13 protein-coding genes and 1 tRNA gene are annotated in these 16,014 nt (G+C 38.5%); 6 read left to right on the plus strand and 8 right to left on the minus strand.

Going from position 1 to position 16,014, the window contains the following annotated elements:
- Positions 1-89: 89 nt before the first annotated feature.
- Positions 90-3,275 carry a SusC/RagA family TonB-linked outer membrane protein gene (locus HC965_RS23210; protein WP_191033702.1) on the plus strand — a complete coding sequence of 1,062 codons (3,186 nt, stop codon included), beginning with the start codon at positions 90-92 and terminating at the stop codon, positions 3,273-3,275.
- A gap of 15 nt (positions 3,276-3,290) precedes the next feature.
- On the plus strand, positions 3,291-4,832 hold the full coding sequence (locus tag HC965_RS23215; protein ID WP_191033703.1) for a RagB/SusD family nutrient uptake outer membrane protein: 1,542 nt from the start codon (positions 3,291-3,293) through the stop codon (positions 4,830-4,832).
- A gap of 101 nt (positions 4,833-4,933) precedes the next feature.
- Here the strand turns inward: HC965_RS23215 and HC965_RS23220 are convergent, their stop codons facing one another.
- The 5 genes from HC965_RS23220 to HC965_RS23240 all read right to left on the minus strand — a co-directional run bounded on the left by HC965_RS23220 (position 4,934) and on the right by HC965_RS23240 (position 8,619).
- Positions 4,934-5,593: a MarC family protein gene (locus HC965_RS23220; protein ID WP_191033704.1), complete on the minus strand. Its 660-nt coding sequence runs from the start codon at positions 5,591-5,593 to the stop codon at positions 4,934-4,936.
- Positions 5,594-5,655: 62 nt separating this feature from the next.
- Positions 5,656-6,348: a YjjG family noncanonical pyrimidine nucleotidase gene (locus tag HC965_RS23225; protein WP_191033705.1), complete on the minus strand. Its 693-nt coding sequence runs from the start codon at positions 6,346-6,348 to the stop codon at positions 5,656-5,658.
- Positions 6,349-6,447: 99 nt separating this feature from the next.
- A complete protein-coding gene (locus HC965_RS23230; protein WP_191033706.1) occupies positions 6,448-7,305 on the minus strand; it encodes a hypothetical protein in 858 nt (285 codons plus the stop codon).
- 34 nt (positions 7,306-7,339) lie between these two features.
- A complete protein-coding gene (gene rsmI, locus HC965_RS23235) occupies positions 7,340-8,014 on the minus strand; it encodes a 16S rRNA (cytidine(1402)-2'-O)-methyltransferase (RefSeq protein WP_191033707.1) in 675 nt (224 codons plus the stop codon).
- A gap of 11 nt (positions 8,015-8,025) precedes the next feature.
- On the minus strand, positions 8,026-8,619 hold the full coding sequence (locus HC965_RS23240) for a hypothetical protein (RefSeq protein ID WP_191033708.1): 594 nt from the start codon (positions 8,617-8,619) through the stop codon (positions 8,026-8,028).
- Between the two features lie 140 nt (positions 8,620-8,759).
- Between HC965_RS23240 and HC965_RS23245 the strand changes: the two genes are divergently transcribed.
- The 3 genes from HC965_RS23245 to HC965_RS23255 all read left to right on the plus strand — a co-directional run bounded on the left by HC965_RS23245 (position 8,760) and on the right by HC965_RS23255 (position 10,681).
- Positions 8,760-9,359, plus strand: coding sequence for a thymidine kinase (locus tag HC965_RS23245; protein ID WP_191033709.1), 600 nt, complete (start codon positions 8,760-8,762; stop codon positions 9,357-9,359).
- 18 nt (positions 9,360-9,377) lie between these two features.
- Positions 9,378-10,511, plus strand: coding sequence for an AI-2E family transporter (locus HC965_RS23250; RefSeq protein ID WP_191033710.1), 1,134 nt, complete (start codon positions 9,378-9,380; stop codon positions 10,509-10,511).
- A 94-nt stretch (positions 10,512-10,605) separates the two neighbouring features.
- Positions 10,606-10,681: transfer RNA gene (locus HC965_RS23255), tRNA-Lys, on the plus strand.
- A gap of 246 nt (positions 10,682-10,927) precedes the next feature.
- Here the strand turns inward: HC965_RS23255 and HC965_RS23260 are convergent.
- From HC965_RS23260 to HC965_RS23270, 3 genes are all read right to left on the minus strand, one after another.
- Positions 10,928-11,824, minus strand: coding sequence for a PD-(D/E)XK nuclease family transposase (locus HC965_RS23260; protein ID WP_191033711.1), 897 nt, complete (start codon positions 11,822-11,824; stop codon positions 10,928-10,930).
- 310 nt (positions 11,825-12,134) lie between these two features.
- Positions 12,135-13,697 (minus strand): exodeoxyribonuclease VII large subunit, encoded by a 1,563-nt coding sequence (locus HC965_RS23265; RefSeq protein WP_191033712.1) that lies wholly within the window; start codon positions 13,695-13,697, stop codon positions 12,135-12,137.
- A 19-nt stretch (positions 13,698-13,716) separates the two neighbouring features.
- Entirely contained in the window at positions 13,717-15,192 is a 1,476-nt protein-coding gene (locus tag HC965_RS23270; RefSeq protein ID WP_191033713.1) for a hypothetical protein, read from the minus strand.
- 607 nt (positions 15,193-15,799) lie between these two features.
- On the opposite strand from HC965_RS23270, the gene HC965_RS23275 reads away from it, so the two are divergent.
- Positions 15,800-15,964 carry a hypothetical protein gene (locus HC965_RS23275; RefSeq protein ID WP_191033714.1) on the plus strand — a complete coding sequence of 55 codons (165 nt, stop codon included), beginning with the start codon at positions 15,800-15,802 and terminating at the stop codon, positions 15,962-15,964.
- Positions 15,965-16,014: the final 50 nt, after the last annotated feature.

Genomic DNA, 16,014 nt, shown 5'->3' on the forward strand with positions numbered 1-16,014 from the left:
CAATTGCTAGTTTCAGATTTATTAATATATTTGCAAATTGTTAGAGTAAAGAAACAATTAATGTAAAGTTAAACTTTAAGAGAGAATTTATGAAAAGAAAATTAATGCTGTTATTGGCATGCCTTTTTGTGGGCATAAGCTTGGTAACTGCTCAGACTCAGAAGGTCACAGGCGTTGTGATTTCTGAAGAAGATGGGCAGCCAGTTGTTGGCGCTTCTGTGTTAGTAAAAGGTACCACCCAAGGTACAATCACAGATGTAGATGGTAACTTTAATTTGTCAAATGTACCAAGTTCTGCAAAGACTTTGCAGATTTCGTATATTGGAATGCAAACGCAAGAAGTAGTTATCAAACCTAACTTAAAAGTCATATTAAAGCCAGATGCCCAAAAGCTAGATGAGATAGTAGTGACAGCTATGGGTATCTCACGTGAGAAAAAAGCGCTGGGATATGCCGTACAAGATGTAAAGTCTGACGAGTTGACACGTGCTGCTAATACAGACCTAGCAGGAGCCTTGCAAGGGAAAGTATCAGGTGTTGATATTACTCCATCGTCAGGTATGCCGGGTGCTTCTTCCAAAATCACAATTCGTGGTTCCCGTTCTTTCACCGGAGATAACACTCCATTGTATGTAATTGATGGCATGCCTATTGCTTCTACCGCTGATGTGAGCACTTCGCTTACTGATGGAGCGTATGGTACAGACTATGCTAACCGTGCTGTGGACATCGACCCAAATGACATAGAAAGTATCAACATCTTAAAGGGACAAGCTGCTTCTGCCTTATATGGAATGAGAGCTTCCAATGGTGTTATTGTCATCACTACCAAAAGTGGAAAAGGAGCGGATAAAGGAAAACCGACTATAACCTTTAGCAGTAACCTTGTCTTTGATAAGGTGTCAACTCTTCCGAAACTGCAGCAAGAGTATGCACAAGGTTCAGGTGGTACATTCAGTCCGTCATCCCCTTTTGCATGGGGCCCAAAAATTTCGGAATTAGCGAATGATCCCAACTATGGCGGTAATACAGACAATAGCTATACCAGTAAGCTTGGCAAACATTCCGGACAATATTATGTTCCCCAACTTGCTGCTGCCGGTATGGATCCTTGGGCTACCCCAAAGGCATACAACAACATGAAAGACTTCTTTGAAACTGGTGTGTCATGGAGCAACAATGTCAATGTAGCACAGAAATTTGATAAAGGGAACTACTCCTTCTCTATGGGTAATACTACCAGCAATGGTATAGTTCCATCAACAGGTATGGACAGATACAACGTCAAGCTGGCAGCTGAAGCACAATTGCACCCCAATTGGTCAACCGGATTTAATGGCAATTTTGTAACCTCAAAAATCACCAAGCAATCTACTGCTAACACAAGTGTGGTCGCTACAATCTATAATGCACCTGTCAGCTATAATATGGCTGGTATTCCTTCTCATATCGAGGGTGATCCTTATACTCAAAACACATTCCGTAATAACTGGATTGACGATGCATATTGGGCAGTTGACAATAACCAGTTTTCAGAACGCTCACAGCGTTTCTTCGGAAATGCCTTTGTGAAATACTCCACAAAGTTTGGAACGGACAACCACAAACTGGATATTAAATATCAGATAGGTGATGACGCTTATACAACCAATTATTCCGAAATCTATGGATACGGAAGTACTTGGGCTCCCACAGGTGAAGATTCTGAATATCACTACACCGTTAACGAGCTAAATTCACTATTAACAGCTGCTTATACATGGAATATCAATGAAGATTTGACCTTGGACGCTTTAATTGGTAATGAATTTGTTGACAAAAAAACAAAATATGAGTATGCATATAGCATGAATTTCAATTTCCCGGGCTGGAATCACCTGAATAATGCTTCTGTATTCTCAAATGAAAGCCTATACTATAAGAAACGTACTGTAGGCAATTTTGCAAATTTGTCAATTGCATGGAAAAACATGCTCTACCTGAGTGGAAGTATACGTAATGACATTGTTTCAAGCATGCCACGTGACAATCGTTCCTTTACATATCCCTCTGTATCTTTGGGATTCATCTTCACAGAACTGGAACCTTTGAAGAACAACATACTAACTTTCGGTAAAATACGTGCGTCTTATGCAGAAGTTGGTATGGCTGGTGATTATACTCAGAGTTATTATTATACTCCGGCTTATGGCGGCGGTTTCTATATGGGAAATCCGATCGTTTATCCTATAAACGGTTCAATGGCTTATATTCCATATTATAAGGTATACGACCCCAACTTGAAACCGCAGAATACAAAATCGTATGAGTTGGGAGCTGATCTTACTTTCTTTAACGGCTTGGTGACATTGAATTATACCTATTCACGTCAGAATGTAAAAGATCAGATATTTGAAGTGCCTTTGGCCGGTTCAACCGGAGCCTCAAGTATGATTATGAACGGTGGCAAGATCCATACAAACACCCACGAATTGACAGTAGGCGTATCTCCGGTAGATACGAAGAACTTCAAACTCGATTTTGCTTTCAACTTCTCTAAGATAGACAATTATGTAGACGAATTGGCACCGGGAGTAGAAAGCATCATGCTGGGAGGATTTGTAACCCCGCAAGTACGTGCCGGAATTGGTGACAAGTTTCCTGTAATCTATGGAAAAAGCTACATGCGCAATGACGAAGGAAAGATTGTAGTAGACCAAAATGGACTTCCTATGCAGGGAGAAGACGCAGTTATCGGAACAGTATCTCCTGATTTCCGTTTAGGTTTCAATACTAGCATCGAATTATACAAGTTCCGTATTTCCGCAGTATTTGACTGGAAACAAGGTGGACAAATGTATAGCGGTACCGCAGGCGAAATGAACTATTATGGCGTAAGCAAATTATCAGGTGATATGCGTAAAGCTGATTTCGTTGTAGAAAACTCTGTAAAAGAGACAGGAAAAGATGCAGAGGGAAATCCTATTTATGCACCTAATGATATAAAAACTAACGCACAGGATTATTTCACCAGAAGAAGATCAATTGATGAATCATATATTTATGACAATTCATATATCAAAATGCGTGAATTATCTGTAAGCTATCCGGTTTTCTCAAAGAAATGGTTAAGTGTGAACGTAAATGTCTTCGCTCGCAACATTCTGGTTTGGTCTGAAATGAAAGGTTTCGATCCGGAAGCTTCACAGGGTAACGACAACATGGGAGGTGCATTCGAACGCTTCTCACTCCCGGGAACAGCCAGCTATGGTTTTGGATTTAATGTAAAATTCTAATTAGCTAAAAGAAAGATGAAAACATATAATATAATCAAGGGCATTTTTGCCACTACAGTTTTATCAATTGTCTTTTCCGGATGTTCGGAAGACGCAATGGATAGAATCAATAAAGATCACGGGCATACGCAAAGTGTGGCTGCAAGATTCATCCTGACAGATGTAATAACCTCTACTGCATTTTCTAATACGGGAGGTGATTTCAATACGTATCTATCCTCCTACATCGAATATGAAGTAGGTGTTGACAACCAGCTATTTTACGCAGAAACCAGAGAAAGCGAACCGACATCGTCTTCCACTTTCAACAATACATGGAATGGCCTATATTCAACATTGAAGGCCGCCCGTATCATCATCGGCCAATGCAGTGACGGAGGAATAGATCATGGCAATTATGTAACCAAAGGTATGGCCGAAGTATTGGCTGCTTATAACTGTGCGTTGATAGCGGATATGTTCGGAGATGCCCCATGTAGCCAGGCAGCAATCATTGATGAAAACGGTTCTCCTGTTTATCTGACTCCTAAAATGGACAAGCAAGAAGAGATCTATACACAAGCTATGCAATATCTGGATAATGCCATCGAAGACTTGCAAAAAGAAGATTTGATAGACCCGGCAGATCAGGATTTGCTCTATAAAGGCGATGCTGAAAAATGGTTGAAATTAGCATATGGACTAAAAGCACGCTATACAATGCATCTACTTAAGAGATCTGCCAACAAAGACGCTGATATGGAAAAAGTATTGGAGTACGTAGGTAAATCTTTTGAAAGTGCAGATGAGCAGGCAGCATTCAATATATATGATGGTAATAACATAAACCCGCTTTATGGATTTTATGTGGCACGCGCCGGATTAGGAGCAAGCGAAAGCATGAGAAGCAAACTGGCAGAATATAACGATCCACGCTTATCCAGAGCCTTCATAAGCACACAAAAAGAACAAGCTCCGGGAACTGCCGATAACGCCGTATATGCACCTAATGGCATTCCAGAGCAAGGTACAGACAAATATGGTTCTTCTTTATTCATGTATTCCATATCAGCACCAACACTTTTGTTGAGCTATCATGAGATAAAGTTCCTGCAAGCAGAAGCTTTGTGCAGATTGGGCCGTGATGCGAAAAGCGCACTAAAAGATGCTGTAGTAGCCGGATTGTTAAATGCCGAAAACAGCTTTAGCATTTCAAGAAAAGAACTGGGGAAAACGTTAATCAATCCGAAAGCAGCTATCACTGAAGATGAAGCTAATGACTATTATGACAATACAGTAGAAGGCAAATATACAACTGAACCTTTGAAAACAACAATGACTCAGAAATATTTTGCATTATGGGGAGCTTCCGGAGAAGCTACGGAAGCTTATAATGATATTCGTAGAATGAAAGGACTCGGTGAAGACTTCATTCAATTAAAAAATCCGAAATCATTCCCATTACGTTGTCCTTATGGCAATAGCGACACTACAACAAATGCCGAAGTGAAAGCAGCATACGGAAACGGACAATATGTGTATAGTGAAAATGTATGGTGGGCAGGTGGAAGTAGATAATCCGTTCCACCTATAACTAGCAAAAGCCGGCTGGTGAAATTAGTTCACTAGCCGGCTTTGTCTTTTTTATACTATACAAAGTTATTTTTCAACCAAAATCATTATTTAAAAAGACCACCCATCCCCTCTCTCACAATATCCACCAATATCGGCTTCGCCCCGCTCACGAAACATTCCACCGCAATCACCATCAGAATCAATCCCATCAGACGCATCATCACATTATTTCCTGTCTCACCCAGGACATTCACCAATCTCGTAGAAGCACGAAGAATGAAGAAAGTCAATAGATAAATCAGAGCAATAGTACCTATCAATATCCCCTTCATTTCATAGGAATGTGCATCCTGCATCAATACGATAGCGTTGGCAATCGCTCCGGGGCCACACAACATAGGGATACCGAGCGGAGTAATAGAAATATCATCCGCATACGTTTTGATTTCCTCATCTTTCAGTTTCATTGGAGTATAACGGGCTTGAAGCATATCAAAGCCTATTTTAAAGATAATTACTCCACCGGCAATACGGAATCCGTTGGTAGAGATACCGAAAAACTTAAAAAGGAACTGGCCGGCAAAGACGAAAACCATTATCGTGATAAACGACACAATAGTGGCACGACGAACAATCGACTGACGCTCTTTCTCCGTCATTCCATGAGTCATCGTCAGAAAGACAGGCATTGTCCCCAAAGGGTTGGTCAATGTAAAAAATGAAGTGAAACAAAGTAAAGCAAAAGGCAGAAGTGCACTATCCATGATTATATCGTATTTTTATGCATTTATTAAACGCAACAAAAATACGACTTAATCCAGAAAACTTATAATAAATTCATTAATTCTTTCAGAGAATGGATGTGATAAGTAGGAAGAAAAGGGAAAGTACTCCGTTCCGTCACGTTGTAGAAGGCTTGATGCATCCCTACCCCATGCGCTCCGGTAATATCAGCTTCCCAACTGTCACCAATCATCAACGATTCGCGCAACTCCGATTGAGTGGCGGACAAAGCAAAATTAAAGATTTCAGGCCAAGGCTTCAACACTCCCAGATCTTCCGAAAGAATCACCTTCTTGAAATAACCATCCACGCCCGCCGAACGCATCTTATGCGATTGCAATTCACGAAAGCCATTGGAAAGGATATACAGATTATATTTAGGGGCAAGATACTCCAACACCTCTTTGGCATGAGGCATCAAACCGCTTTTAGTAGGAATAATGGTAAAGAAATCCTTCGAGAACTTTTCAGCCAAATCCTCATCATCCACTCCTACCGCCTGCAAAGGATAAAAGAAACGCTGACGGTTCAGTTCATCTTTCGTCACCTTCCCTTCACCATATTCAATCCAAAGTTCAGTATTTCGTTTCTGATAAAGCATATAATAATGGTCGAACGAATCAAAGTAACGGTCGAATGCATATCTCTGATATACCTCTTCAAAGGTGTCGCGGGCATTACGGGAAAAAGCCCAGATAGTGTCGTCAAGATCAAAAAACAGATTTTTATATTTCATCAGTAGTTATGGGTGTATATAAGAAATAAAAAAGCCAATGTGCTAATTTCTTGAATCCAGGAATCAGCACATTGGCAATTCAAAAAAAGGAATCCTACCTTATTTTACCTGGATAACCAAGTATCTGGATACACTCCAGAATTCATTAGGATTAGTAATCTTCAATGTCAACTGACCTTTGTCATCTTTCACCAATTCATAAGAACCGGCAGGATGAGTAGTCAACAATTCGGCACGTTTAGAATACAACTTTATTTCCTTAGTTGTACGGATGTCGATTTGAGTGAAATAATCCTTGTTGAAATCAGCGCTCTTCAATACATCTCCGCTCTGAAGAATCTTTTGAGCTTTCAATTCAGATTTTGTACCGAATACGAACCAGGCAGCGTTCAGACTCTTTTCCTGTTCGGCAACGGTCTTAGCCTTAGCTTCGTTTTCTGCAGTCAGTGTTTCTTTAGCAGCAGACAAGTCGCTGACAGCAGCATCCAGTTCCTGAATACGGATATTCTTGGAAGCCAGTTCTGTCTGGAGCTCCTCGATACGCTGTTGTTTAGCGTTCAATTCGGCAGTCAGTGCTTCAACAGCCTTTTTCATTTGTGCAGAATTGGTGTTGCTTTTCTTCAACTGAGCCTGCAATTTAGCGATCTGCGCTTTGTTTTCTTCCATCTGTTTAGAGATGAATTCGATGTCAGAAGCAATCTGCTGTTTGGCGCTGGCTGAATTTTCAGTAATAGTCCCGCGTTGTAAGTCCACGCGGCTTTCAGCAGCATTGATCTTACGGAAACCTTCCTGTACTTCATTGAAAGTTCCCATCATATCATCCAGTTCAGCATTGCGCTGGGTCAGTTCCATCAATAGAGAATCATTTTCAGCCTTCAGGTCTTTGTTTCCACCTTTAAAGCCATCACACGAAGCCAACATGGCTGCGCATACAAATAAAACTGCTAACTTTTTCATACGTTTACGTTTTACGTTTTTAAATGAAGTTATTTTAATCGTCTATTCCTGCTAATACTATCACAATCTCGCCCCGTGGTTCGGTGGCGGTAAAGTGTTCTATCAATTCTGTCAGACTGCCGCGTACCGTCTCCTCATGGATTTTGGATATTTCGCGCGACACACTTGCCTGACGTTCAGCACCGAAATATTCGGCAAACTGAGTTAACGTCTTCAACAGACGGTGGGGCGATTCATAAAACACCACGGTACGGCGTTCTTCTGCCAATGCCTTCAATCGTGTCTGACGTCCTTTCTTTTGGGGCAAAAAACCCTCGAAGCAGAACTTCTCGTTCGGCAATCCCGATGCTACGAGTGCCGGAACAAAAGCAGTTGCTCCCGGCAGGCATTGCACCTCGATGCCATTGCGCACACATTCACGAACCACCAGGAATCCGGGATCAGAAATCCCAGGTGTTCCGGCATCCGAAATCAACGCAACTGTTTCACCTGCCTTTATTCTATTAACAACACTTTCCACCGTTTTATGTTCATTAAACTTATGGTGGGACTGCATTGCGTTCTTTATTTCAAAGTGTTTCAGCAAGATACCGGAAGTACGCGTATCCTCTGCCAAAATCAAGTCGACCTCTTTCAGGATTTTGATAGCCCGAAAGGTCATGTCCTCAAGATTTCCTACCGGCGTAGGTACTACATACAACTTTCCCATATCTTTTTTGTTTATGCTGATTGGTTAAAATACTTCTTTAGTAGCTCCAGGAAATCAACTACCGCTTCTTTCTCTTCGTCTATTTCTATTTTCGAAGAAAGGAATGCGACAGCAGTCTTATAAGAACTCATTACCGAAATCTGTTCGACCACACGATTCATCAATTCAGTATCCCCTTTAAATAATTCACGTGAGAAACGGAAAGAATCATTCAGGCTGATAGAATGGCGCAGACCGGCGGCCAGTTTGATACTTTCTCCCAACACTGCAGATTTAGGTTCCTCCTTCTTTTCAATGACAGGTTCTTCCTCGACGACAAGCACTTCTTCCGTTATAACCGGTATCTCTTCTACGATAAGAGAATCGCCTTCTTCATCTTCTTCCACAACGACAGGTTCGGGAGATTGGATAATAACGGAAGAAAGAGAACTTACCTCAACAGCATCTACCTCCTGCGACAGTTCGTCCAGGCGTCCCTGCATTCGTTCAATACTCCGCTTCAACAGTTCAGACAAAGTCTGAGTCGGCTCTTTGGAAAATGACTCCATGAGATACTTCAACTCATGAACATCCAACTCGATATCTGTTAATAGCTTCTGTTTCATGTTCATCCATTATTAATATGGTGCGAATGTAGGAATAATTTATGCAATAACTTAAAATAATGGATATTTTAACAGTTCTTGCACATTGAATTGTTTACCTTTGTGCAGTCATTTATTTAATCAAGAAAGCACAAATTCACATGGTATTATTTTCAGAAGACCACATACAGGAGACCAGAAGAAGAGGTAGAATTGAAGTTATTTGCGGTTCTATGTTCTCAGGAAAGACAGAAGAACTGATTCGCAGAATGAAGCGGGCAAAGTTCGCACGTCAACGCGTGGAGATATTCAAACCGGCTATCGACACTCGTTATTCGGAAGAAGACGTCGTTTCACATGACAATCATTCCATTACTTCCACTCCTATTGATTCATCGGCAAGTATCCTGCTGTTTACTTCCGAGATAGATGTAGTAGGTATCGACGAAGCACAATTTTTCGACAGCGGACTGATAGACGTTTGCAATCAGCTTGCCAACAACGGGGTTCGTGTCATTATTGCAGGATTGGATATGGACTTCAAAGGAAATCCCTTCGGACCGATGCCACAATTGTGCGCCATAGCCGATGAAGTATCTAAGGTGCATGCCATCTGCGTAAAATGCGGAGAGTTGGCATCTTTCTCACATCGTACAGTCAAGAACGACAAGCAAGTTCTCTTGGGCGAAACGGCAGAATACGAGCCTCTTTGCAGGGCGTGCTATCTCCGTGCGCTGGAAGAGGACGGGCAAAAGATATAAACCCAACAGAAAACATATATGGAAAGGAAGAAGATAACATTCGACAGTTTTATACGCGGTGCCATCGGATGCGTGATGGTGGTAGGGATATTAATGCTTGTAGAACGGTTGAGCGGAGTGCTATTGCCTTTCTTTATTGCCTGGCTGATTGCCTATATGGTTTATCCGCTAGTCAAGTTCTTCCAGTACAAGCTGAAGATGAAAAGTCGTATCCTTTCCATTTTCTGTGCTCTATTTCTGATTAGCGTTGTCGGAGTTGCGTTGTTCTATCTGCTGGTTCCGCCGATGATTTCCGAAATAGGCAGGATGAATGATTTATTGGTGTCCTACCTCACCAATGGAGGTGGCAGCAATGTTCCCAAGACGCTTTCCGAGTTCGTCCACGAGAATCTCGACCTGGCGGCATTGAATAAGATGCTTAGTGAGGAGAATATTCTTGCCGCAATCAAGGAAACAGTACCCAGGATGTGGGCTTTGCTTGCAGAATCCATTAATATCCTGTTCAGCATCCTTGCTTCCTTTATCATATTATTATATGTAATCTTTATATTACTGGATTATGAAGCCATAGCCGAAGGATGGCTTCACCTGCTCCCGAATAAATACCGCAAGTTCGCTTCCAACCTCGTTTACGATGTGCAGGACGGTATGAACAGATATTTCCGTGGACAGGCATTAGTTGCATTCTGTGTAGGTATTCTTTTCAGTATAGGTTTCCTGATTATTGATTTCCCGATGGCAATCGCCTTAGGGCTTTTCATCGGAGCTCTCAATATGGTTCCTTACCTACAAATTATCGGTTTTCTCCCTACCATTGTACTGGCTATCCTCAAAGCTGCCGATACCGGACAGAACTTTTGGATTATCATTGCATGTGCATTGGCAGTCTTTGCCATCGTGCAAATCATACAAGACACTCTCCTCGTCCCCAAAATCATGGGAAAGATTACCGGACTGAATCCTGCCATCATCCTTTTATCTCTTTCTATTTGGGGCTCTTTAATGGGGATGCTGGGAATGATCATCGCATTACCTCTCACCACTTTGATGCTTTCCTATTATCAACGCTTTATTATCAACAAAGAAAAGATAAAATATGATGAAGTCGAAATTACTGATAATCAAGAAACAAGCGGTAAAGAGGAAAAATAATTGAAACTTTTTTCTACGAAACACTTGCAGATTAAATAAAAGTCACTACCTTTGCACCCGCAATCAGGAAATAACTGATTCGCAAATAAGGATTGATTCGCTAGCTCAGCAGGTAGAGCACAACACTTTTAATGTTGGGGTCCTGGGTTCGAGCCCCAGGCGGATCACCAAAATAAAATTAAGCCTCTGATTTTCAGGGGCTTTTTTCTTACCCTACGGCTTTACTCCCCCATTCTACTCCCCCGCTGAAAAGCGCTATATTTATATTACTTTAACTCTGCCTATCCTCTCCTCTCGACAAATTACACTAAAAATACCTCCTTCCACTCCCATCATCTCTATTCTGAATAACAATAAAAAAGGGAATACACAGTAAGCCGTATATCCCCTTAATCAATAACATATTCAAGTTTACACTATAACTTTTCTATTTCCTCTTTAGACAATCCAGTAGCTTGTGAAATTATCTCAATAGCCACTCCTAATTTTTTCAGATTACGAGCATTATTCAAATTGGCTTCTCTTGCTCCTTCTTCTTTTCCTTTATTCAATCCTTCCTCAAGACCTTCCGCTCTTCCTTCTTCTCGTTCTGTGTAAATATTATCTCGGAGTATGACAATATTATCCAGGTGACGATAATAAGCCGCCAATTCATCTTTCGTCATGCTATCAAGCTTTAATCTCTCACGTGCCTCTTCAAGTCCAGGAGCTGTAGCACTCGAAGGAATCTCACCTGTATTCAAATAGTAAATCCATTCTTCCAACGGACTCTTAGCTACCTGATTAAAGCCATTCACTTTCAGAATATAATATTCAGGATAAAGTTGACTCACCGTATCCACCTTGAATGTTTGTTTTTGGAATGGAGTCAATTCAAGAATATCCCCCTGATGAATACCTCTAAATTCCGTCTTTCCATGATATACAAAGTCTGTTCCGTGACCTAATGAGAAATAGACGATATTGACGCTATAAACTTTACGTACTTTGTCATAACTCTCTCCTCTATTGATATATTCAGTCACCAGTTTAGAAGTACCGAACAACATTCGCTGAAAGTAGGCATATTCATTATTATTCTGCACTTCTATCAAAACAAGCTCACCTTTAGAATTTTCGGCAAGCATATCTACACGATTATACTTATCAAATTCATCCTCCTGATTGCTTTCACTTTCAAGGAGTTTCTGGATAAAGATCTTCTCACCCAATAGCGTAGTCAACAAACCTTCAAGTACGCTAAAGTTTGCCTTATTCCGGAGCAATCTCTTCATCGCCCAGTCAAAACGAATTATCTGATTATTATTGTTCATATTCTTCTATCTAATATATTGTTAGACACAAAGGTAAACAAAATGCTTTAGATTAACAAAGAAGCAGATATCTTTCAATACATAAAGTTTCAAATAAAACTACTCCATAAATCAACTTATTCTTCAAAAGAATATATATAAGAAATTATACTCTTTATTATATGTACCTAATCATTATCAGTACAACAAAATAAAAATCTGTACGATTGTTTATTCATGTTACGATTCAACAATAAATTATTAATTTATCTTTTTTGTATCTAAAAGCTATTTCAATGAGATTTCTCTAACAATCTCATAAACTCAACTTCTATAGAATCAAACATATAGCATAACAAGCCACTCCTACTATAGTTATAATAGTGACAATCATACCTAAACATCCTTTATTAGTTTTTAGCCTAGCCTCTTCAAGCTGTCTTTCTAATTCCCGACCTCTTTCCTTCGCTTCATTTAAGTCTTTTGCAACCTGTGTATTTTGAGTCGTCAATTTTTGAAGAGATTTGTTTAGATTATCATTGGTCTCTTGCATCATTTTCAAACTATCATTAAATTCCTTAGATTGCTTACTCATTTGCTCCACGTGAGCTTTTTGAATATCCTCGTTGGCTTTACTTATTTCTGCAAGTTTCTTTTGCAGTTCTTGATTCTGTTTATGGGCAATTTCTACTTGTTCTTTATGTAGTTTTTGAGCATCCTCGTTAGCTTTACTTATTCCTGCAAGTTTCTTTTGCAGTTCTTGATTCTGTTTATGAGCGACTTCTACCTGTTCTTTATGTAGTTTCTGAGCATCCTCGTTAGCTTTACTTATTCCTACAAGTTTCTTTTGCAGTTCTTGATTCTGTTTATGAGCGACTTCTACCTGTTCTTTATGCAATCTCTGAGCAGCCTCTTGAGTTTTAGTAAGGGAAACTAACTTCTCTTGTAACTCCTTATTTTGTTTCTGACCCGCTATGAGTTGCTCTTGAAACTGCTTTTTTATTTGCTCTGTTAAAACAGCACGAGATTTATTTTTCTTTTCACTAACAGCTTCAACCAAATCTGAGAAGTATTGTCCTAAACCATTTGGAGTTGGGGCTTCCTTATCCACAATTTGCTTTATAAATAACTTCTCTTCAACGTGACCAATTGCAGCGATAATTGGAGTTTGCATTTCCACTATCATGTCTAAGACATCTAGTTCATCGAGACTCTCAATGCCACCACCACCTCCACGAACAAGAGCAATAACATCATATTTTTGTCGATCAAGCTCTTTTAAAAGAGTAATCAAATCTTTTATATTAGCAAAATTTACACGTTGTTCGTAAAAATCGATAGCACTTTTTGCAGCATTAATACCAGCATTAAAATCAGACATAGTTATAGAAGTAGTAGCAAAAACTAAAGCAACCCTAGGCCTTTCATCAATAAATAGCTTTTGTTCTAAAATCCCATCTATATTTTTATATCCTATTTGAACTTTCTTTCGACGAAATTCTATACGCTTCTGCTCTTCTTCATCAACAACTTGTTCTTGCACTATCTCTACGCGACTAACAACTAACATTAGCTGGATATGACTATTGTTTTGTACCCTTCTTCCTAATACTCCACCTACTGTGACAAGATTGCCATCTTTCAACTCACTACATAGTTTTTGTGAAATTTGAAGAGTGATTTCTGTTTGAGTATCTTCATCTCTTAAAATATCATATCTATATATCCAACGTGGGTCGTGTTTAGGGTTCTTTAAATATATTCCACGAAGATATATTACTTTTAAATTCACATCTTGTTTAGACAGGTAGGATGTAAACATCCCAAGTAGTTCTGAAGGTTTATAGATGACTCCTAGAGAATTATCGCTAGACGGTTGTAGATTATTTACCATAAGCTAACATTTTTCTTGTTTATCTTATATTAGATGCTGATAGTTTACAATTTATACAATCAATTGTTATCACATTCTCTTTATTAAGGAAACCTGTTTTTTTTAGAACCCTATCCACTTTCTTCTTTTCTTGTTCAGTAAAATACAAAATAACTTCTATAGATTTATTTGTATTGTTGGCCTTTTCATAAACAGATAGCTGATGTATCAAATTGGCTTCTAATTTTGAATTTGAAGCGAGTTTAAATTCTATCAGTGTCTTATCATTAGCACCTTTAGAAATTATAAAATCAACAACACCTCTGCCATTTCCTACTTCACTATCAACTGCAAATTTTGTTTTATACCAAACTAACTTAAAACTCAATTGAACATCCGTTTCTTTACATTTACCGTCATTCCTATTAAATAATTTATATCCATCTCTATCTTCTATAAAATTTTTGAAGAACTTTATCCTATGTATAGCTTCTGAATAAGATGTATCATAAGTATCCCCTTGGGAGATGCTCTTATTAAAGTCTAATACTGATTTTGTTTGCTCAATATAATGTTGTTGAATCTTTAACCATTTTTTTATTAAGCTAATATAGCGTAACTCCTCCTTACTATAAGACTCAAACAATTCTTCATTTTCAATCTGATAAGATTTGTCTATTATAAGTTTCTGATATTGTAAGAGAATTGGGTTCTGCTCTAAACTACGAAGATCAATCTTCTTAATTAGCGCTTGAGTACAACCTAATAAATAATTAACTAAATCTTTTTCCGTTATTAAATGTGCTTTCGTTAATTGTGTATAAGGGTTATAAGCTGATTCTGTAAACATTATGGGAGAACGTTGCTCAAAATACTTTTTTGCATTTTGAAATTCAGGAAAATCGAACGGAAAAGATTTAAGCCATACATCATATTTAGACAATAAAAAATTTATTGGATTTTTAGTAACAGACTTTATGGGCTTTTTTAAATCAGCTATATATGAATTGATAAAAGAACGGATTTCCGGCTTTATATCTGAGTTCCCTTTTATTAGTTGAGATAGATAATCAAAAAATTCACCAATAAATAAAGGTACTCCATAACCCTCTGGAAATAAACCAAAACTATTTATTGCATACTCTAAATAGTCCTCAATATCACTTTTCCAATCTGTCCTATATTGATTATTCAAAATATGCTGATAACAAAAAATCACCTTATCTGCACACATCACATCAGCATTATAATAATCCCTCTTATCAAACTCCTTTAAGGTTAATAATTTTTTATGATGCTCACAACAGAACGGGAATTTCTCCATCTTGTTTTTTAGATTTTCAAGAATTTGCCGCCTGTTCTTCTGGCAACATTCACAGGTTCTGTAATCGTGTTCTCCTGTAGTAGGAATAATCAATTCAGGTTTTGCTAAAAATGTAGCCACTCCATAATTATATCTTCTACTACCACATTTAGTATCAAATACTTCTTTTACGTATAATGCTTTAATAGACATCACAAATAAATTATATATACAACAAATTATCTTATATCAATAACATGATGTTTGTATTTTCCCAACATCCCATATATTTACTATATCTGGCTCAAAGATACATAAAAACGAAAATTTTATATCAAAACCTGAGAATTAAAAATATCGTATATCTATTTTATTCATAATATTCATCTATAATTATTTCTTCTAAGCATCATTTTTCTTAGCATATACAGATATTCACTAATAAATCTCCCTCTCCCAACCCCTCAAACCCTTATACATGAGAAAAACTTGAAGTATTAGATAGCACTGAATAAGCAAATGGTGCAGTCTGCTTCAGGTATTATAATAGAACAAATTGCCGGGTTGAATTCAATTGCAGAAGATGGTTGAAACATTCAATTCGAGGGATAGAAACGATACAAGTAATCATCACAGCTTTAGTCTTGATAATGAAAGTAGCGGATCTGTCAAAGAGCATGAGTCGAGATGATGAGTCTTGATAACGGCTCTTTATTTTTTTTCTTCCCCACCATTCCCATTTCCCCTCAAACCCTTATATATGAGAAATATATAAGAGAATAGAAACATAATATCAACAATTTAAAATCAAAAGAACAAAATGGGAAAATTAATCAAAGGAATCAAAATCGCGGCTTGGATAGCTGAGATTATCGTAGCAAGTTCAGTTATCGTTGAATTTGCAGAAAAGTATGGCAGCAAAAAGAAAAAAGAAGATGCTGCCGGTAAAGTTGGTACAGACAATGTAACAACAGAGAACCAATAGTACGTCTTATGAATGGAATATAATAAAGCACAGGACGTAATTATTACAAT

Source organism: Bacteroides sp. GM023, from assembly GCF_014750685.1.
Classification (GTDB): Bacteria; Bacteroidota; Bacteroidia; order Bacteroidales; family Bacteroidaceae; genus Bacteroides.